Here is an 18,967-nt window from a genome sequence, read left to right on the forward strand (position 1 = left end):
ACTATCAGCGACGAGAATTCACCGCACGCCCACCAACGTGGCGAACGGCTCCCGGCGCGGCAAAGCAGTCGGCAGGCCCGCCAACCTCTCCAGCGCGGTACACACCCGCACGGCGGCACGCCCGTCGCCGAACGGGTTGCGCCCCAGGGGAAGCCGCAGCCGGGAGCCGAGCACCCATCCCGCTTCGGCGAGGATGCGGGTGGTATCCGTGCCGACGAGCCAGGCGCACCCGGCGTCGACGGCGAGCATGCGTTCGGTGGTCTCGCGCAGCACCAGCACCGGCACGCCGAAGGTGGGCGCTTCCTCCTGGATGCCACCGGAGTCGGTCAGCACGAGGGCCGCGCGGCGCAGCACCCGCACCAGGTCCGGGTAGTCCAGCGGGTCGGTGATGACGACGCGCTCGTGGCCGCCCAGCAGCGACACGACCTGTTCCCGCACACCGGGGTTCGGGTGCGCGGGGATCAGCACGTGCACGTCGGGGTGGCGGTCGGCGATGGAGCGCACGGCGTTGAGCACGCGCATCAGCGGGCGGCCCCACGACTCGCGGCGGTGCACCGTGACGAGCATGAGCCTGCCGCCGGTGGCGTCCAGGGTGCGTTCCAGGGCAACGAGATCAGGGCTCGACGGCGGGAGATCAGCCGCCGCGACGCGCTGCACGGCGTCCACGACGGTGTTGCCGGTGACGACGATGTGGCTGTCCGGCAGGGATTCCGTGTTCAGGGCGTTGGCGGCGTCGTCGGTCGGCGCGAGGTGGAGCGAGGTGATGCGGGAGATCATCTGCCGGTTCCCCTCCTCGGGAAACGGGCCGTAGAGGTCGCCGGTGCGCAGGCCTGCTTCGAGGTGTGCCACGGGGATTCCGCGCCAGAACGAGGCGAGCGCCGCGGCCAGCGTCGTGGTGGTGTCGCCCTGCACGAGCGCGACCGCGGGCTCGCGTTCGGCGAGCACGGCGTCGAACTCGGGTAACAACCGGGAGACCAGCTCGGCCTGGGTCCCGTCGACCCTGGGCACGTCCAGCCGAACGTCGGGCACCAGGTCGAACGCGCCCAGCGCCTGCTCGACCATGCCGGAGTGCTGTCCGCTGTGGACGATCGTGGGACGGAGGCCGGGGTGCCCCCTCAACGCGATCGCGACGGGGGCGATCTTCACGGCTTCTGGCCGCGTTCCCGCCACCAGCAGAACTTCTTTGCTCACCGTTGTCCTCTTTCTCCGGAGACGAGGTGGTCCGCCCAGGGGCGGGGGCAACCCAAGGCGGACCGTGTCAGCCGGCTCGGTTCGGTCTGGTTTCGACGGGGACCGCACGGCGCTTCTCACGAGTGCTGTGCAGGAGGAACGCACCGGCGAGCAAGAGCACGAAACCCGCGACGATCCACCACGTCACGTCCGCGCCGGTGACCGCGAGGGCTCCGACGCCCGTGCCGACACCGATGCCGGTACCGGGGACCTTGTACATCCGCCGCTCCTCTAGGCCTGCCCGAAAGATCGGACGCTGCACGACGCGCGGCGGCGCAGCGCCACGAAGGCGACCGGAGCAGCGACGACACCGAGCAGGCCGAGGCCGATCCACAGGCCCGCACCCGACGCCATCGGGATGGGCAGGCCCGCGGGACCGCACGTGGCGGACGAGATGATCACGTCGCCGGTGCCGATGCTGCCGAGCTTGCCCTGCAGCAGCTTGATGTGGATCGCGTTGACCGTCAGGCGGCCGTCGTCGTTCTTGATCTGCTCGTTGAAGATCACTTCGGCGATCTTGATCCCGGCCAGCTGCACGTCGAGCACGGTGTTGCTCGCGGGGTCGTGCCCAATTGATGCTGCACCGTCCTGGCCGAGCTTGCCGAGGTTGACGCCCGCGAGCTTGGACTTGCCGGCCAGACCTTTCTGGGTCGCCTGGCACTCCGCCTCGACCAGCTCGGCGGAGATCTCGCCGGTGACCTTGGAGAGCAGGTCGACCCGGACGTCCGCGGTGCTCGCCCGCGAGTACACGCCACCGGACTTGTCGTCCCGCGACGCGGAGGCGTTGACGACACCGGTCTTCAGGATCCCGGTGAGGTCGACGCCGACGAACGTGTTCTGCGTCGGCCCGTTCGCGTTGGCGGCGGCGAACGGTTCCGCGTCGACCGCGGGGTTGCCGAGCAGCGTCACGTTGAGCTTCGCACCGTAGGCCGAGGCGTCCCCCGGAGCGGCCGAAGCTGGTGCGGCACCGGTCAAGAGCGCCGCGATCGCAACGACTCCGGCCAGCGCCGTCATTCGGACACGCATGAAACTCCTTCCGTTATTCCTCCGGCCCCAGGGCGCGTTCGACCCAAGCTGGTTCACGCTTTCCGGGGGCAATTACCGGCATCGGCTTTCTTTCGGGGGAACTGAGGGTTACTCCCCGTATCGGGCGACACGACCACCCAACTCGCCCAACGAGCGCCACTCATCGTGGATTTTTTGATCAATTTCCGGTCACGGCGTCACTCGATCCGGGGATGAGGGCTGACGTTGCGTCGACCGATGGAACGTCAAGTAGCCCGTCTGGGCGCTCCCTCATCGGTGGAAAGGATCCTCGGGTGACGCTTGCCGTGCGCCGCACCGCATTCCCGAGCCGGGTGACGGTGGTCGTCCTGCTCGCTCTCGCCGCGGGACTCGTGTTCGCACACCGCCTGTACCGGACGGCGGAGATCTCGCTGTCCGGCGCGATCCTCAGCGTCATCAGCTCGTACGGTGTGGACGTGGTCCCCGACCGCCAGACCGTCTACTTCGGACTGGGCTCGGACACCCCGCTGGGCCTGCGGATGACACCGGAGTGCACCTCGGCGTTCCTGGTGCTGCCACTGATCGTGGTGGGCGCCGTGATGATCGCGCTGCGCCCGCGCATCCAGCACCGCGTGCTGGTCGCGCTGGGCGTCGCGGCGCTGGCGGTCGTGATCGTCAACCAGTTCCGCGTGCTCACGCTGATGGGCCTCGTGAGCTGGCTGGGCGTCGACACCGGCTACCACTGGGGCCACACGCTGCTCGGCTCGATGGTGAGCGTCTTCGGTGGCGCGGCGGCGCTGGTCGCGTTCGTCTGGCTGGCCACCCGCAAGTGAACCTCGACCTCGTCCTCGGGTTCACGCAGGCGCTCGCTCTGACGATGAGCGTCGCCTTCGTGACGTACGTGTTCGTGATCGTGGTGCCGTACCTGCGGCGCAAACCCGCGCCCGTCGGCGTGCCGGAGTCGTTGGAGTGGCACTTCTTCGTGCCGTGTCGCGACGAGGAGGCCGTCATCGGCGACACGATCAGGTATCTGCGCGAGACGTTCCCCATCGCGCACGTGTGGGTCATCGACGACGACTCCGACGACCGCACCGCCGACGTCGTGCGGACGTTGAAGCGCAACGGCGGCATTCGGGACCCGCACATCCACCTCGTGCAGCGCCAACGTCCGTATGCCCGCACCGGCAAGGGCAACGCGCTGAACGACGCCTACCGCACGCTGAAGCTGTGGATGGGCCGCCGCGCGGACACGGACCGCGCGATCGTCGTGGTGGTCGACGCGGACGGCCGCCCGGCACCGAACTGTCTGGAAGTCTGTGCGGCACAGCATCTTTTCGGCAATCCGCGCATCGGTGCCGTGCAGGTGGACGTGCGGATGATCAACGCGGGCCGGCGGCAGCCGGGGGTGTCGTGGTGGCGCAGGACGTTCGGTGCCGGGCTCGTGCGGATGCAGGACCTGGAGTTCCGCACCGCCATCGCGGCGATCCAGATGTCGCGCGGCGCCACCGGCACGATCTCCATGGGCGGCAACGGCCAGTTCACCCGTCTGTCGGCTTTGGACTCGATCGCCGGGCCGACCGGCAGCCCGTGGCGCGGGTCGTTGCTGGAGGACTTCGAGCTCGGCGTGCACCTGCTGACCGCGGGCTGGCACACCGGGTTCTCGCTGGACACGCACGTGAACCAGGAAGCGCTGTACTCGTTGCGGCGCTTCCTCGCGCAACGCACGCGCTGGGGCCAGGGAACCATGCAGTGCATGCGCTACCTGCGCCGGATCTGGGACTCCGAGCACCTGACGACGCTGGGAGCCGCCGAGATGATGTACTACCTCGCGCAACCGTGGATGCAGTTGCTCGGCACCCTGATCTACCCGATCCCGATGGCTCTCATGGCCTACCGGTTCGTGGTGTCGCCCAGCGAGGTCGTGGCATGGTTCTTCGACGGCGCGTGGGTCCTGTTCACCGTGTACGGCGCGTTCGGACTGTTGCCGTTCGTGTTGTGGGGCCCGGTGTACCGCGCGCGGTGCGAGCCCGTGAGCTTCTGGAAATCCATCGGGTACGGGCTCGGCTACGCGCTGTACATCTACACCTTCTACGTCACGTCGTGGCGCGCGCTGATCCGGTTGGTGCGCGGGCACAACGGCTGGACGAAGACCCGCCGTAACACCGAACGAGGTCTCGTCGCTGTTGATGTGTGACCTGTCACTTTGTGGACATCGGACAAAGACGTTCCCGAGCCGCCCTGGTTAACCTCAGTTCACTCGCCTATTCCGCCAGGGAGGGAAAATGACGCTCGCACTCGCGCCCCGTCGCACCGTGCTCGCCGACTTCGTGCCGGGCGCACTCGTCCGCGACCTGACCCTGGTGCTGGCCGGCGCCGCGTTCACCGGCCTCGCCGCCCAGGTGGCGCTGCCGATTCCCGGCAGCCCCGTGCCGCTGACCGGCCAGACCTTCGCCGCTCTCCTGGTCGGAGCCGCCCTCGGCTGGCAGCGCGGCGCGACGTCGATGCTCCTCTACCTGATCGCCGGAGTCGCGGGCGTGCCGTGGTTCCAGGGCGGTTCGTCGGGCGCCCCGGTGTCGCTCGGTTACGTCGTCGGCTTCGTGTTCGCCGGTGCGCTCGTCGGCGCGCTGGCCAAGCACGGTGGCGACCGCACGCCGTTGCGCACGGTCGGCACCATGGTGCTGGGCAACCTGGTGATCTACAGCGTCGGCGTGCCGTGGCTGATGGCCGCCACCGGCATGGGCCTCGGCAAGGCGGTCAGCGTCGGTGTGCTGCCGTTCCTGATCGGTGACGCCGTGAAGATCGCCCTGGCGGCGGGCGTGCTGCCCACCGCCTGGGCTCTCGTCAATCGCCTGAAGTGAGTCACGCCCCGGAAGTTGTTCCGCCCTCGTCGAGCGGCGTAACGACGTGAGGTCCGCGGCCGAGTAATCCGCGTGACGACGCACACCCCGGAAGAGCTGGGCTGCCTGGCGGGCGGCCCAGCCCGTGCCGCCGAGGTCGCGCTGGCCAGGCTGCTGCAGGCCGGTCTGGTCCGGATCTCCCGCGAGGGCCTGGTGACCGCCGTCCACCGCAACCCCGGCCGTGTTTCCCCTTTGGAGGCACGGATTCTGAACAGCACCCTCGTGGGCAGGTACCTGCACGACGTGCTGCGGGAGGCGGCGGCGTCGCCGGAGGCCGAGGGCCTGCGGTCCCACCTGGCCGACCGCGGGCTGCTGAGGCGCCGGCGTTCGTTCCGGCCCCGGCTGTATCCGTGGCTGTCGTTGCTGGGTGCGGGCATTTCGCTGCTGGGGTTCGCCGTCGTGGTGTTCCCGGAGGTCATGGAGCCCCTGCCGGCGGCCGTGCCGCGGTTCGACGGAGTCCCGCCCTGGGCGTTCTTCGTCGGCGGGCCGCTGCTGATCATCTGGGCCTCGGTGCTGCGGCTGCGTGATCCAGGGAGGTTGCGGACGAGGGCCGGCTACCTGGCGGTGAAGCGGGCCGGCCGGCACGTCTCCCCGCAGGACCCGTCGCACGCGGTCGCGGTCCTGGGGTTGCGCGGCAAGATCGGCGGGGTCGCGGTGGCCGGGCTGATCGGACTGACGCCCGCGATGGTGGAGATGCTGCCCACCCGTGACACGTCGTCGGGCAGCAGCTGCGGCGGCGGTTGTTCGTCGAGCTCCTGTGGTGGTGACGGCGGCTGTGGCGGAGGCTGCGGTGGCGGGTGCGGCGGTGGCGGCGACTGAAGTCCGCCACGCCTGACGGGGACTGTCGGACCTGCCGGGTACGGTCTGTCTCGTGCCTGAAGTTCCCCCCACCCTGAGCCTGCTGGAAACCGCCGTGAGCGCCGTCGGTGGCGCTGAGCGCCCCGGCCAGGTGGAGATGGCCGAGGCCGTCGACCGCTCGATCCGCACGGGCGAGCACCTCGCGGTGCAGGCGGGCACGGGCACGGGCAAGTCGCTCGCGTATCTGGTGCCGTCGATCAGGCACGCCGTGGCCGAGGAGGAGACGGTGGTGGTCTCCACGGCCACGATCGCCCTGCAGCGGCAGCTGGTCGACCGGGATCTGCCGCGTCTCGCGAAGGCGCTGAAGAAGGATCTCGGCCGCGAGCCGACGTTCGCGATCCTCAAGGGCCGCAGGAACTACCTGTGCATGCACCGCGTGCACAACGGCGCGCCGGACGAGCCGGAGGAAGCCGGGCTGTTCGACCCGTTCGCGGTGTCACGGCTCGGGCGTGAGGTGAAGCGGCTGCACGAGTGGTCGTCGGACACCGAGACCGGTGATCGCGACGAGCTGGTGCCCGGCGTCAGCGAGCAGGCGTGGCGGCAGGTGTCGGTCACCGCGCGCGAGTGCCTCGGCGTGTCGAAGTGCCCGATCGGCGCCGACTGCTTCGCCGAACGGGCGCGGGCGCAGGCGGGCAAGGCGGACATCGTGGTGACGAACCACGCGATGCTCGCCATCGACGCGTTGGAGGGCTATCAGGTCCTGCCGGACCACGACGTGGTGGTGATCGACGAGGCGCACGACCTGGTCGACCGCGTCACGTCGGTGGCGACGGAGGAGCTGAGCGGGGCGTCCGTCGCGATGGCCGCGCGCCGGTGCGGGCGGTTGATCGACCAGGACGTCGCGGACCGGCTGGCCGAGGCCAGCGACGGGCTGGCGATGATCCTCGAGGACATGCCGTCCGGCCGGCTCGACGCGCTGCCGCGCGCGCTGGCCGGTGCGCTGGCGGCCACGCGCGACGCGGCGCACAACTGCGTGTCGGCGATGGGGCCGGAGCGCAAGGAGGACGTGGAGGGGGCGACGGCGCGCAAGCTCGCGCTGTCGTTGCTCGAAGAGGTGCACGACTGCGCGGTGCGGATCCTCGAGGCGTTCGACGAGGAGCACGACGTCGTGTGGGTGTCGGGCGACTTCCAGCAGAAGGCGCCCGTGCTGCGGGTCGCACCGCTGGGCGTGGGCGGGCTGCTGCGGGAACGGCTCTTCGCCAAACGCACCACGGTGCTGACGTCCGCGACGCTCACGCTGGGCGGCGCGTTCGACACGATGGCACGCCAGTGGGGCCTGCCGCCGTCGGAGCAGGTGCGCAAGATCGAGGGCGCGGCGACGGACAAGGACATCGACGGTCCGAAGTGGACAGGCCTCGACGTGGGTTCGCCGTTCCAGCACTCGTCGAGCGGAATCCTCTACGTGGCAAGGCATCTGCCGCAGCCGGGCCGTGACGGGCTGCCGCCGGAGTACCTCGACGAGATCGAGGGCCTGGTCAACGCGGCCGGTGGCAGGGCGCTCGGCCTGTTCTCGTCGACGCGCGCGGCCAAGGCGGCCACGGACGCGTTGCGGGACAAGCTCGACTACCCGATCTTGTGTCAGGGCGACGACGCGACGGGCCTGCTGGTCAAGAAGTTCTCCGAGGACGAGCGCACGTGCCTGTTCGGCACGCTGTCGCTGTGGCAGGGCGTCGACGTGCCCGGCCCCTCGCTGCAGCTCGTGATCATGGACAGGATCCCGTTCCCCCGCCCGGACGACCCATTGGCCTCCGCCCGTCAGAAAGCCGTCAACTCCCGCGGGGGCAACGGCTTCCTGACGGTCGCGGCGACCCACGCGGCACTGTTGCTCGCCCAGGGCGCTGGCCGGTTGCTGCGGTCGATGTCGGACAAGGGCGTGGTGGCCATCCTGGATCCCAGGCTGGCCACGGCCCGCTACGGCGGCTTCCTGCGCGCCTCACTCCCCCCGTTCTGGACGACCTACGACCCCGAGGTGGTGCGCGCCGCGCTCAAGCGCCTGGACGCGGCCCAGACCCGCTGATCCGTTCGACCAGCTCGTCGCGGAACTCCTGAGCCGCCTGGAACTCCGGTTCGTCGCCGACCGCCTTCTTCAGCGCGCCTTCCAGGATCTTCAACGCCTGACGCTCGTCACCGCGCGCGTCAGCCTGCCGGGCGGCGTTCTCCATGGCCTTGGCGAGTTTGCTCTGCGCCTCGGGTTCCGTGGCGGCCTTGTTGATCCGGATCCAGTTGCCGCCCGGATCAACGACGGAGAAGCCGGTGTACCGGTCGTTGCGCACCCGCGGCCGAGTCATCCGCGGAATGCCGGAGACGAGCACTTTCCCGTGCACAGCACGCATTCCCGCCGCGAACGCCTCGTACAACGGACCGGTGTCCGCCACGATGACGAGGCACGTGCCGTATGACTGTTCGGGATCGAAGTCGTTCATCCCGAAGAAGTGCAGATTGATGTCTTCACGCCGGACCGCGACGTACGGGTTCGGCCGCGTCTGCCGATAGGTGACCGAGAAGCCGAGCATCTCGTAGAACGACGCGATCTCGTCGATGGAAGGACAGGGCAGGAGCGGAATGGTCAGTTCGTTCGCCACCGCCCGAAGCTAAGCCCGCCCCCGCCGAAACGACACCGAGCAATTTGCTCAAGCGAACAGCATCACGATCCCGCCCAGCAACAACAACGCCGACACCACAGCGATCGCGAGCACCCGCCCGCGCGATGTCCGCGCGTGCTTCAACGCGATGCCCAACGGACCGATCCCAGCCACGGCAACCCCTTTCGACGGCATGACCATCACAGCGCGCAAAGCCCCGAACGCCACACCCAACGGCGACATGCCGAGTTCGCGCGCCCCGACAACATCCGCTTCCCACTGCTCGCGATAACGCTCATCACCAACGACCGCCGCCGCGAACCGCACCAACAACAACGCCGCCTTCACTGCGCGGCCCTGGGCACGAACCGCGGCGCCGGAGCAGCCCGCGCGACGACTTTCCGAGCTTCAGCGGCCCCGTCGGCCGTCAGCCGGTACATCCGCCGCCGCGGCCCACGCCGTTCCGCGTCGTCGTCCCACGACGACGTGACCCAGCCGGCCCGCTCCAGCCTGTCCAGCAACGGATAAACGCTGCCCGACGGCCGCCCGGTCAGCTTGATGATCTCCAGCCCCCAGCGCGGCTCGTCGGTGCCGAGCAGCACCTCGAGCACGTCGACGGTGGCCTTGCCGATGCGTTGCAGTGGTTCCACACCGCAATACTACCTATGTAGATTAAGGCGTTCAAGCAGCTCGTCACGGAACTCCAGCGCCGACGCCCGCTCCTCCTCCGAAGCGTGCACCTCCCGCGCCAGCGCCCCTTCGAGGATCTTCAACGCCTGCCGCTCGGCCCCGTGCGACCCGGCCAACGTGACCGCGTTCCGCAACGCCCGCGTGAGCCCGTTCCGCGCGGGCTCCCGTTCCCGCACGGCAGGCACCACCCGGATCCAGTTGCCACCGGGATCGACCACGAGGAACCCGTCCCGCCGCGGCCGCGTCATCCGCGGAATGCCCGCCACCAGCACCTTCCCGTACACCACCCGCATGCCCGACGCGAAGGCCTCGTACAGCTCACGCGGGTCGTCGACCTGGATCAGGCAGGAGCTGTACGAGCGTTCGGGCTCGTAGCCGGGGATGCCGAAGAAGTGGAGGTTGACCTCCTCGCGCCGCACCGAGAGGTACGCGTTGGGCCGGTGCTGCCGATACGTGACGGTGAACCCGAGCATGACGTAGAACTCGGCGACCTCGTCGATGGAGGCGCACGGCAGCAGCGGGATCGTCACCTCGTTGGCCACGTCGCCAAACTAGCCCCAGAGATCAGCCGTCGACCAGCAATCCGCGTAACGGTCCTTGCAGTCTTCCCGCCCGCCGCGACACCCCCGGCAGCTCCATCACCCGCGAGGGCCCCTTCAGCGCGGGCCGCCAGATCTTGTCCACCACGTCGTCGATCGGGCCCGAGACGTCCGCGTCCAGGTGCTCGGCCCACAGCCGCAGGCGGGTCGACCGCGCCACCTCCGGGTCGTCGGTCACCACGTTGACCTCGGTGTCGTTGAACAACGAGTGCTCGTTGAGGTTCGCCGACCCGACCGAGAGCCACCGGTCGTCCACAATGGACAGCTTGGCGTGGATGTAGACCGGCGCGTCGCCGTGGGCGACCAGGGTCGCGGCGACCAGCCGCCCGTCGGGGTCGGCGTCGATCAACCGGCCGAGCTGCCCGCGCGTGGTGTCGGCGCCGTTGCTGGGCTTCTGCGGCAGCAGCAGCACCATCCGGAACTCACGCGTCGGCGGGTTCCGCAGCTTGTCGATCAGCACCTCGGTGATCTCGGGCGACCACAGGAACTGGTTCTCCAGGTAGATCAACGACGTGGCCGACCGCAGCGCCCGCAGGTACGAGTCGAGCAGGCTGAAGTCCCCGCGGGGCGCGAAGCTGTAGGTCCGTTCCGGGATGGTCCGCACCAGCTGCACGGACGACGACCCGGCCTCGGGCGGCACCTCGGGCGCGGGCAGGGTCTCCCCCGCGATCTCCAGCCACCGCGCGGCGAAGTGGGCGGCCACCTCGGCCACCGCCGGTCCCTCGATCCTGGCGATGTGGTCGTGCCAGCCGAGGTCACGCGGCGGATGTTCCGGCGAGTCGTGGCGGTCGCCCTCCACCGCCGTCATGTCGAGGCCGCCGACGAACGCCACGTCGTCGACGATCACGATCTTCTCGTGGTGGCAGTGCAGCGTGCGTTCGCGGGCGTCCAGCTCACACCGGACCGCACCGCACTCCAGGAAGGCCTTCTTGGCCGCCGCCGCCCGTTTGCGAGTCGGCTCGAAGAACGGGATGGGCGGGCCCGCCCACAGCAGCACACGCACCGGAACCCGTTCCGCGGCAGCCGAAAGCAGCTCGCGCAGCTGCGGCGCACCCGGCTCGCGGGTCAGCTGGAAGTCCGGCGAGGCGTGCCAGTTCGCGATGTGGATGTACTTCTGCGCGTTCTCGATCGCTTCCGCCACAACGGGAAACGCCGTGGCACCGTCGACGAGAACCTCGAACTTGTTGCCGTGCAGGACGGGTCGGCGCGGGGTGAACCACCCCGCGCCCTCGCCGTCCAGCACGTCTCCCCAGCCCAGCCGCCGGAGTCTCCTGGCGTGATGGGAGCACAGCACGTTCTCCAGCCCGTCACCGAGCCGCGCGTCGAGCACGTCGAGTAAGCCCACGAGAGGCGGATTTACCCGATTAGACCGATCTCAAACAGCCAGCACCGTGGTCGTGCCCGGCTCGACCTCCGTGAAGCCCGCGTCCCGCACCGCGACCACATCTCCGCTGTGCACCAACGAGTCCCACTCCGCCACGGACGGTGTCCGCACGGCACACCGGTAGTCGAGCGACGCCCACGCCTTCAGCTCGGCCTCGGACAGCCGCGGCGCCAGCAGCATCGACGCGTGTCCCACCTGAGCCGCGAGCTTGCCGGCGGACATCTCGACGCGCGGGTTCACGTACAGCAGCCGCGCACCCTCCGGCACCGGCCCCGGCTCGTCCACGGGCAGGTCGGAACCGGAGATCTGCAGCTTCGCGACCTCACGCGGCGTCTCGGACACCAACACCGGCAGCAGTGAGCGGACCGACGCGCCGTCCACGGTGATCGTCACGCCCGGCAGCTCCTGCACGGCGTCCCACTGCACGCCACGGGCCCGCCGCGACACCTTGCGGATCCGCCCGGCCACCCACGCGCGCACGGCCTCGTGCCACTCGCCGCCGACGTCGGCCCGCGGGTCGAGGCACACCGCGACCGCCGACGCGGCCGCGGCTTCGAGCAACGCCGTCCGGGAGGGCGGGTCGACCCGTTCGATGCGCAGCACCATCGGCATCGCGCGGACTTCCGACTCCTCGGCGTAGTTCCGGGAGGCGATCAGGTCGAGGATCATCACGGCCGGGTCAGCTCCAGGCCGTCCGCGGCGTCCGCGGCCTCCACCTCGGCCCTCGTCACGCCGAGGATGAACAGCACGGCGTCGAGGAACGGGTGCGACAGCGCGGTGTCGGCCACCTCACGCAGCGCCGGCTTGGCGTTGAACGCGATGCCGAGGCCCGCCGCGCTGAGCATGTCGATGTCGTTCGCGCCGTCACCGACCGCCACGCACTGCGCGAGCGACACGCCGACCTCCTCGGCGAAGCGGCGCAGCGCGATCGCCTTGCCCGGCCGGTCGATGATTTCGCCGACCACGCGCCCGGTCAGCTTGCCGTCCACGACCTCCAGCGTGTTCGCCGCGCAGAAGTCCAGCTGGAGCTCGTCGGCGAGGCCCGTGATCACCGACGTGAAGCCGCCGGACACGACACCGCAGTAGAAACCGAGGCGCTTGAGCGTCCGGATCGTCGTGCGGGCACCGGGCGTGAGCTCCAGCGACGCCGCGACCTCGTCCAGCACCTTCTCGTCGAGGCCCTCCAGCAACGCGACCCGGCGGCGCAGCGACTCGGCGAAGTCGAGCTCACCGCGCATCGCCGCGTCGGTGATCTCGCGCACCTGCTCCTCGCATCCGACGTGCGCGGCCAGCATCTCGATCACCTCGCCCTGGATGAGCGTGGAGTCGACGTCGAACACGACCAGGCGCTTCGCCCGCCGCGTGAGGCCCGCCCGTTCGACCGCGATGTCGAGACCCACCCGCACCGACACGTCCGCGAGCGCGGACCGCAGCTCCGCGTCGTTCTCCAACGTGTCGTCGGCGACGGAAACACGCAGTTCAAGACCCGTGACGGGGTAATCGGCGACGCCGCGGATCGCGTCGATGTTCACGCCGAGCGACGCCAGCCGGCGAGCGACCTCGGTGAACGCCTTCGCCGTCACCGGGCGGCCCAGCACGATCAGCACGTGCGACGACTCCAGGCGCGCGGTGCGCCTCGAGTCGGCGCCGATCTCGATCTCCACGTGCATCGAGACGGTGGCCATGGCCTGCTCGACGGACTCCTGCAGGCCCTCCGGGTCGTGGTCGGTCGAGACCAGCGCGCCGAGCACCAGCCTGCCCCGGATCACCACCTGCTCCACGTCGAGCACCTCGACTCCGTGCCTGGTCAGCACGGCGAACAGCACGGAGGAGACGCCGGGCTTGTCCGGGCCGGTCACGGTGATGAGCACGGGCGTTTTCACGTCGTCGTCTCCTCGTAAGACGCGAAGAGCCCCGACCGCGTGAAGGCAGCCGGGGCTCGTCGTTGAACCTGTTACTGGCAGGTTACTTGTGGTCCGACTCCGACTTCTCGGAGGCCGTACCGGACTGGATGGCCGCACCCGCGAGCTCCGACGGAGCGGGCTTCGCGTCCTTGTGGGCGACCGCCTTGCCGGTGAAGGTCACGTGACCCTCGTTGCGGATGCGCTCGACCATGTGCGGGTAGTGCAGCTCGAACGCCGGGCGCTCCGAACGGATCCGGGGCAGCTCGGTGAAGTTGTGCCGCGGCGGCGGGGAGGACGTGGCCCACTCGAGCGAGTTGCCGTAGCCCCACGGGTCGTCGGCCGTGACGAGCTCGCCGAAGCGGTAGCTGCGGAAGATGTTCCAGATGAACGGCAGCGTCGACGCGCCCAGGATGTAGGCACCGATCGTCGAGATCATGTTCAGCGTCGTGAAGCCGTCGGAGGCGAGGTAGTCGGCGTACCGGCGCGGCATGCCCTCGTTGCCCAGCCAGTGCTGGACGAGGAACGTGCCGTGGAAGCCGAGGAACGTCGTCCAGAAGTGCAGCTTGCCGAGCGGCTCGTCGAGGAACCGGCCGGTGATCTTCGGGAACCAGAAGTAGATACCGGCGAAGGTCGCGAACACGATCGTGCCGTAGAGCACGTAGTGGAAGTGCGCGACGACGAAGTACGTGTCGGACACGTGGAAGTCGATCGCGGGCGCGGCCAGCAGGATGCCGGAGAGGCCACCGAAGAGGAACGTGACGATGAAGCCGATCGAGAACAGCATCGGCGTCTCGAACGTCAGCTGGCCCTTCCACATCGTGCCGATCCAGTTGAAGAACTTCACACCGGTCGGGACAGCGATGAGGAACGTCATGAAGGCGAAGAACGGCAGCAGCACCGCGCCGGTCGCGTACATGTGGTGCGCCCACACGGCGACGGACAGGGCCGCGATGCCGAGCGTCGCGTAGACCAGGCCGTTGTAACCGAAGATCGGCTTGCGGCTGAACACCGGGAAGATCTCCGACACGATGCCGAAGAACGGCAGCGCGACGATGTAGACCTCGGGGTGCCCGAAGAACCAGAAGAGGTGCTGCCACAGGATCACGCCGCCGTTGGCGGGGTCGAACACGTGGGCACCGAGGTGGCGGTCGGCGAGCAGGCCGAGCAGCGCCGCGGTGAGGATCGGGAACGCGAGCAGCACCAGCACCGACGTCACCAGGATGTTCCAGGTGAAGATCGGCATCCGGAACATCGTCATGCCGGGAGCGCGCAGGCAGACCACGGTGGTGATCATGTTGACCGCGCCGAGGATGGTGCCGAGACCACCGACCACCAGGCCGGAGATCCACAGGTCGGCGCCGACGCCCGGCGAGTGGATGGCGTTGCTCAGCGGCGTGTAGGCGAACCAGCCGAAGTCAGCCGCACCACCGGGGGTGATGAAGCCCGCCATCACGATCAGGCCGCCGAAGAGGTACAGCCAGTACGAGAACGCGTTGAGCCGCGGGAACGCCACGTCGGGCGAGCCGATCTGCAGCGGGAGCACGAAGTTCGCGAAGCCGAAGACGATCGGCGTCGCGTACAGCAGCAGCATCACGGTGCCGTGCATCGTGAACAGCTGGTTGAACTGCTCCTGGCTCAGGAACTGCATGCCAGGCCGGGCCAGCTCGGTCCGCATCAGCATGGCCATCGCGCCGCCGACCATGAAGAAGGCGAACGAGGTGACCAGGTACATGATGCCGATTTGCTTGTGGTCCGTGGTGCGGAACATCCGCAGCAGGAAGGACCCCTTGACCGCAGTGCGCGTCGGATAAGGACGCGTTGCGATCGGCTGCGGGGCTACGGCCGTCACGGTGCCTCCAGGCCTTGGTGGGACCAGTCGTTCGGGAAACTCACCGGATATTAGACGGAGCCGATCAGCTCCATTCGGGTGGGCCATGGCCGGTGGCCAGCGGCGTAGCGCAGGTCACACGTATCCTGCCGCCGTGCTCCGAATGCTCGCTGTCGCTTGTGTCCTGTTGCTGTCCGCCTGCGGCAGTCCCGCCACGCACAACTCGGCGGACGTAGCGTTCGCCCAGGGCATGGTCCCGCACCACGAGCAGGCTCTGGAGATGAGCGGCCTGGTCGCCTCCCGCACCGAGAACCCGCACGTGATCGACCTGGCGTCGCGCATCTCGAAGGCACAGCGGCCCGAGATCGACCGCATGAACGGCTGGCTGAAGACCTGGGGCGCTCCCGTCAAGGCGGAGAGCCATTCGTCACACGGCCACTCCGACACGCACGGCATGGTCGACCTGGGCAACCTCACGGACCTCGACGGCGTCGAGTTCGACCGCCAGTGGCTCTCGCTGATGATCCAGCACCACCGCGGCGCCGTGGAGATGGCGCGCAAGCACCTCTCCGCGGGCACCGACCCGGAGACGCGCAAGCTGGCCCAGGACGTGATCAGCCTCCAGGAGAAGGAGATCGCGGAAATGGAGTCGCTCCTGCCGCAGGGCTGATGCCAGCCTTTCGCCGTGAGCACCTCGTCAGCCGTACAGGCCGCCGTGTCCGCCGTGTCCGTGGCGGCCGCTCACGGCGTGGTTTGCGCCGACCCTGTCGTCCTGAAAGACGGCAGCAACGTCCTCGTGCACCTGCACCCGGCTCCGGTCGTGGCCCGAATCGCCTCCCGCACCGCCCTGGTGCGCCCGGCCGTGGCCGGCCACATGGCGCGCGATCTCTCCGTGTCGGCGTTCCTGGCCTCGCGCGGCGTCCCCGTCGTGACGCCGTCCGATGAGCTTCCCGCCGGGCCTCATGTCGTGGACGGCTTCGTGCTCACGTTCAGCACCTACGTCCCGCACGACCCGTCGCTGGAGCTGACCCGGCCGGACGTGCTCAAGCTGCTGCCCGATCTCCATGCCGAGCTACGGCTGTACGAGGGCGACCTGCCCGTACGAGGCCCTCTGGACGACGTCGAGAACACGCTCGCGTACCTGGAGGGCCTCGGCGTGCCCGACCTGGAGCCGTTCCGCGAACGCCACGCCGAGCTGCTGACCCGGTGGGACGCGCACTACAACGACGTCCAGCCGCTGCACGGCGACTCGCACTACGGCAACGTGCTGATGACGCCGTCAGGCCCGGTGTGGAACGACTTCGAGGACACCTGGCGCGGCCCCGTGGCCTGGGACCTGGCCTGCCTGGCCGGCGCCAAAGGCGCGGAAGCCGCCCGGCGCGCCGTGGAGATCTACGGCGGCGGGGCGGCTCCTGAAGACGTGGAGTACCACGTCGAAACCCGCGTCAACTTCGGCACGCTCTGGGGCGTGCTGATGGAGCGGAGTTAGGCGCGGCGCCTGCGCAGCACCAGCAGCACCGCGGCACCGGCGGCGAGCAGCGCCGCACCGAGCCCGACCAGCCAGGCGGACCCGAACCCGGTCGAGGCCAGGTCGGCGTTCGCCGCCGCGACCGCGGCCGTGGTCGTCGTCGTGGTAGCCGCGACCTGCGAAGACGACGTGGTCGTCTCGGTGGGGCTGGTCGTCGTGGACGACGAGGTGGTGGTCTTGGTCGTCGTCGTGGTCGTCGTGGTGGTGGTCGTCGTCTCCTTGTCGATGCCGCAGCCGTACCAGTGGCTGATCTGCGGCAGCTGGTCACCACCGTTGAACGGCGAGCGCAGCTTGTCCCACGGCAGCGGACCGAGGTCCTTGACGAGGTAGACGTTGAAGTTGGGCCCACCCTTGACGACCACACCGGTGATCGTCTTGCCGGCGGGCACCCCGGTGATGTTCAGGTACTGCTGGTTGTCCCCGCCGCTGTACGTGAACTCGTTCGGGTGAATCGTCTTCCCGGTCAGCCCACCCACCGTGCACGCCTCGGGGTGGTTGATGTCGACGTTCTTGGTGAACGGAGTCGCGCGCTCGTCGTTCGTGGTCGGCCCGTCCTGGGCGGCAGCGGTGCTCACCAGGGCGAGCGAAGCCACAGCGGCCACGGCGGCGGAAGCGAGCAGGCCGGATCTTCTCAGAGGCGTGAGGCGCATCGTGATACTCCGTTAAGGGGTTCGGCGGGATGCCGAGATCTAAGACCATCGACGTCCCCCTAACGGGTGTATGAGGCACTCTCGGTACGCCCTGTGGCCTACTTGTTATACGGCTGTGAAGTCGCGTGCCCGAACGACCGAACGCCGAAGGGGCCGGCGAACCGGCCCCTTCAGTTACACAGCGTGAACGATGGTCAGTCGTTCTGCTCGACCTCGGCAGGTCGCAGGAACACGGTGCCACCACCGGTCGGCATGCGCCTGAACCAGTCGACCGAATTGACTGGTTGTCCGATCACCGGACCGGCCCCTGCCGGGAGATGGGGAAGCGTGACGCCCGCACTCTGAGGAGCCTGCGGCCGGCGAAGTGGTTGGTTCGGGGTGGTCATCGTTCCTTCTCGGAGTTGGTGCTCACGGGTGTCGACTCGATGAGCGCGGACGACACAAGAGAGCCAAGTGAGGATCTCAGGCGTCGCGCCGCGAGCTCCGAGGAAACGTGCCATTCCTCGGTTGCTCGCGACAGCAACAACTCGAACGATGTTGGGTTTTCGCCGTTGAGTTGTCCTACAAGCCAGCTCGCATCGCCATCGAGCCAATAGAGAGCGGGCGGCTCAGCCACCCTGCCCACCACCGCGCGTCCTGTGTTCGCACGCCGGATGCGCACGTCTGACAACACGCGGAAATGGCCGTCTTCACGAATCTCTGCGCAAAGGGTCGCACAGTCCACTTCGGAGCGCACAGCGACCCCATCACCGCCCTGACCAGTACGTTCACCGGTCAGGCCATGCAAAAGGCGGCGCGAGTCCGCGCGCAGGACACCCTCATGGGCGAGTAGCCAGTCACCGATCTCGTTCGCCCGTTCACGAGCCTTCGGAAGCAGGGAATCCGGGCCGAGTTGTTCGGCACCAATTGAAAAGTTGAACTGCGCAAGGCAGCTGTAGGCATGCCACGCCGCGAAGGTCTGTTCCAGTGGCCATCGAGCATGAGACCACGAGTTCTCGAAATAATCCGCGCCGTCGGCCCTTGCGTCAAGAAATTCTTTCGTGATGGCCAGGTCGAAGAACTTTTCATGCGCGCCTTCGTGGACGAGCGCCTCAGCCACTTCGATCGGCAGCGAGGGCTCGTCGATGAGGACGATGCCGGGGACATAGCGTGACGACGCCGATACGACACCTCCGGACGTCTCCCGCTTGAGCACCGCCAGAGCGGACACATGCGCCAGGAGGTCCTCTGCCATCTCGGGTGCGAGTTCCCGGAAGAGCCGGACGCCGTCGGCCACGATCGCCAGAACGGTGTCGAACCTGTCCCCGTCCGCCTCTGTCAGGGGCTGAGGACTCGCACCGGGCGGAGCCACGATGCGCAACGGCGCTTCCAGCAGCTCGGCCCCAGCCGGGTCCGAGACGACGGCGACACCCACGTCACGTACGCGCATCGCCGCGACTTCGGTCAACCGGGCCAGATCCAGACCACCGTGCCCTGCCAGAGCCCGGCCGATCTCATAGCGAACGATCGGGTGGTCGGCGAGGTTGTCGGACAACTCGGCACCGGGCGCGAACAGGTCGACCGCGAGCCGGTAGAGCGCACGGCGCTCATCGACCAACGCGGCCGCAGGAGCGATCGCCGCATGGAGTGCGTGCGTGCTCGCAACAGGCGAACCAACCACCGAAGACCCCGTACTCACGTCCCCCGACGCCAAGGAGTCACGGACTCCACCACATCGGCGGCGCCCCTGATGGCGCGCAAGCGTACGGCACATCGTGACATGCACAACAGCGGGATCCCCCTAGAAAGACCGGTGCCCCGGCCCGCGTCCTG

At 68.9% G+C, this 18,967-nt stretch carries 20 protein-coding genes; 7 read left to right on the top strand and 13 right to left on the bottom strand.

Annotation, left to right across the window (positions count from 1 at the left end; translation table 11 throughout):
* Nucleotides 1-18 precede the first annotated feature (18 nt).
* The 3 genes from wecB to JOD27_RS23070 form a co-directional block, all read right to left on the bottom strand.
* Entirely contained in the window at nucleotides 19-1,191 is a 1,173-nt protein-coding gene (gene wecB, locus JOD27_RS23060; RefSeq protein WP_204764325.1) for a non-hydrolyzing UDP-N-acetylglucosamine 2-epimerase, read from the bottom strand.
* Nucleotides 1,192-1,258: 67 nt separating this feature from the next.
* Nucleotides 1,259-1,450, bottom strand: coding sequence for an LAXTG motif-containing small protein (locus JOD27_RS23065; RefSeq protein WP_204764326.1), 192 nt, complete (start codon nucleotides 1,448-1,450; stop codon nucleotides 1,259-1,261).
* 11 nt (nucleotides 1,451-1,461) lie between these two features.
* Nucleotides 1,462-2,256 (bottom strand): choice-of-anchor protein CoaP, encoded by a 795-nt coding sequence (locus JOD27_RS23070; RefSeq protein ID WP_204764327.1) that lies wholly within the window; start codon nucleotides 2,254-2,256, stop codon nucleotides 1,462-1,464.
* 293 nt (nucleotides 2,257-2,549) lie between these two features.
* Between JOD27_RS23070 and xrtP the strand changes: the two genes are divergently transcribed.
* The 5 genes from xrtP to JOD27_RS23095 all read left to right on the top strand — a co-directional run bounded on the left by xrtP (nucleotide 2,550) and on the right by JOD27_RS23095 (nucleotide 8,007).
* Nucleotides 2,550-3,068: an exosortase P gene (xrtP, locus tag JOD27_RS23075; RefSeq protein ID WP_307830283.1), complete on the top strand. Its 519-nt coding sequence runs from the start codon at nucleotides 2,550-2,552 to the stop codon at nucleotides 3,066-3,068.
* The gene (locus JOD27_RS23080; protein WP_504739943.1) at nucleotides 3,065-4,429 is read left to right on the top strand and encodes an XrtP-associated glycosyltransferase; all 1,365 of its coding nucleotides are present in this window, start codon (nucleotides 3,065-3,067) and stop codon (nucleotides 4,427-4,429) included. The genes xrtP and JOD27_RS23080 overlap by 4 nt, the downstream gene beginning before the upstream one ends.
* Before the next feature lie 88 nt (nucleotides 4,430-4,517).
* The gene (locus JOD27_RS23085; RefSeq protein WP_204764329.1) at nucleotides 4,518-5,093 is read left to right on the top strand and encodes a biotin transporter BioY; all 576 of its coding nucleotides are present in this window, start codon (nucleotides 4,518-4,520) and stop codon (nucleotides 5,091-5,093) included.
* A 72-nt stretch (nucleotides 5,094-5,165) separates the two neighbouring features.
* On the top strand, nucleotides 5,166-5,951 hold the full coding sequence (locus tag JOD27_RS23090) for a TIGR04222 domain-containing membrane protein (protein ID WP_204764330.1): 786 nt from the start codon (nucleotides 5,166-5,168) through the stop codon (nucleotides 5,949-5,951).
* Between the two features lie 52 nt (nucleotides 5,952-6,003).
* A complete protein-coding gene (locus JOD27_RS23095) occupies nucleotides 6,004-8,007 on the top strand; it encodes an ATP-dependent DNA helicase (protein ID WP_504739944.1) in 2,004 nt (667 codons plus the stop codon).
* Here the strand turns inward: JOD27_RS23095 and JOD27_RS23100 are convergent.
* The 8 genes from JOD27_RS23100 to ctaD form a co-directional block, all read right to left on the bottom strand.
* Nucleotides 7,976-8,572: a DUF8817 family protein gene (locus JOD27_RS23100; RefSeq protein WP_204764331.1), complete on the bottom strand. Its 597-nt coding sequence runs from the start codon at nucleotides 8,570-8,572 to the stop codon at nucleotides 7,976-7,978. The two genes, JOD27_RS23095 and JOD27_RS23100, sit on opposite strands and share 32 nt — an antisense overlap.
* A 48-nt stretch (nucleotides 8,573-8,620) precedes the next feature.
* On the bottom strand, nucleotides 8,621-8,920 hold the full coding sequence (locus tag JOD27_RS23105) for a hypothetical protein (RefSeq protein ID WP_204764332.1): 300 nt from the start codon (nucleotides 8,918-8,920) through the stop codon (nucleotides 8,621-8,623).
* Complete coding sequence (locus tag JOD27_RS23110; RefSeq protein ID WP_204764333.1) at nucleotides 8,917-9,222, bottom strand: helix-turn-helix transcriptional regulator; 306 nt, start codon at nucleotides 9,220-9,222, stop codon at nucleotides 8,917-8,919. The genes JOD27_RS23105 and JOD27_RS23110 overlap by 4 nt, the downstream gene beginning before the upstream one ends.
* Nucleotides 9,223-9,231: 9 nt before the next feature.
* Nucleotides 9,232-9,804, bottom strand: coding sequence for a bleomycin resistance protein (locus JOD27_RS23115; protein WP_204764334.1), 573 nt, complete (start codon nucleotides 9,802-9,804; stop codon nucleotides 9,232-9,234).
* Nucleotides 9,805-9,826: 22 nt separating this feature from the next.
* A complete protein-coding gene (locus tag JOD27_RS23120; protein ID WP_204764335.1) occupies nucleotides 9,827-11,206 on the bottom strand; it encodes a phospholipase D-like domain-containing protein in 1,380 nt (459 codons plus the stop codon).
* Between the two features lie 30 nt (nucleotides 11,207-11,236).
* Nucleotides 11,237-11,914, bottom strand: a complete 678-nt coding sequence (locus JOD27_RS23125; RefSeq protein ID WP_204764592.1) for a peptidyl-tRNA hydrolase — start codon at nucleotides 11,912-11,914, stop codon at nucleotides 11,237-11,239.
* Nucleotides 11,914-13,128, bottom strand: coding sequence for a phosphoserine phosphatase SerB (gene serB, locus JOD27_RS23130; protein WP_204764336.1), 1,215 nt, complete (start codon nucleotides 13,126-13,128; stop codon nucleotides 11,914-11,916). Before serB ends, JOD27_RS23125 begins: the two co-directional genes overlap by 1 nt.
* 82 nt (nucleotides 13,129-13,210) lie before the next feature.
* Complete coding sequence (ctaD, locus tag JOD27_RS23135; protein ID WP_204764337.1) at nucleotides 13,211-14,998, bottom strand: aa3-type cytochrome oxidase subunit I; 1,788 nt, start codon at nucleotides 14,996-14,998, stop codon at nucleotides 13,211-13,213.
* Nucleotides 14,999-15,140: 142 nt separating this feature from the next.
* Here ctaD and JOD27_RS23140 point away from each other — a divergent pair, with 142 nt between their 5' ends.
* Entirely contained in the window at nucleotides 15,141-15,647 is a 507-nt protein-coding gene (locus JOD27_RS23140) for a DUF305 domain-containing protein (RefSeq protein ID WP_204764593.1), read from the top strand.
* 15 nt (nucleotides 15,648-15,662) lie between these two features.
* Nucleotides 15,663-16,466, top strand: coding sequence for a phosphotransferase family protein (locus tag JOD27_RS23145; RefSeq protein ID WP_204764338.1), 804 nt, complete (start codon nucleotides 15,663-15,665; stop codon nucleotides 16,464-16,466).
* Here JOD27_RS23145 and JOD27_RS23150 read toward each other — a convergent pair.
* Nucleotides 16,463-17,155, bottom strand: coding sequence for an LPXTG cell wall anchor domain-containing protein (locus JOD27_RS23150; protein WP_204764339.1), 693 nt, complete (start codon nucleotides 17,153-17,155; stop codon nucleotides 16,463-16,465). The two genes, JOD27_RS23145 and JOD27_RS23150, sit on opposite strands and share 4 nt — an antisense overlap.
* A 382-nt stretch (nucleotides 17,156-17,537) precedes the next feature.
* The gene (locus JOD27_RS23155) at nucleotides 17,538-18,815 is read right to left on the bottom strand and encodes an aKG-HExxH-type peptide beta-hydroxylase (protein ID WP_204764340.1); all 1,278 of its coding nucleotides are present in this window, start codon (nucleotides 18,813-18,815) and stop codon (nucleotides 17,538-17,540) included.
* Nucleotides 18,816-18,967 lie beyond the last annotated feature (152 nt).

Origin of the sequence: Lentzea nigeriaca (genome assembly GCF_016907955.1) — a bacterium.
GTDB classification, from domain to species: Bacteria; Actinomycetota; Actinomycetes; order Mycobacteriales; family Pseudonocardiaceae; genus Lentzea; species Lentzea nigeriaca.

Excerpts from the sequence above, each read along its gene's own strand:
- JOD27_RS23150 (WP_204764339.1), bottom strand. The coding sequence starts at position 17,155 with ATGCGCCTCACGCCTCTGAGAAGATCCGGCCTGCTCGCTTCCGCCGCC.
- JOD27_RS23070 (WP_204764327.1), bottom strand. The coding sequence starts at position 2,256 with ATGCGTGTCCGAATGACGGCGCTGGCCGGAGTCGTTGCGATCGCGGCG.
- JOD27_RS23140 (WP_204764593.1), top strand. The coding sequence starts at position 15,141 with ATGCTCGCTGTCGCTTGTGTCCTGTTGCTGTCCGCCTGCGGCAGTCCC.
- JOD27_RS23085 (WP_204764329.1), top strand. The coding sequence starts at position 4,518 with ATGACGCTCGCACTCGCGCCCCGTCGCACCGTGCTCGCCGACTTCGTG.
- JOD27_RS23065 (WP_204764326.1), bottom strand. The coding sequence starts at position 1,450 with ATGTACAAGGTCCCCGGTACCGGCATCGGTGTCGGCACGGGCGTCGGA.
- JOD27_RS23125 (WP_204764592.1), bottom strand. The coding sequence starts at position 11,914 with ATGATCCTCGACCTGATCGCCTCCCGGAACTACGCCGAGGAGTCGGAA.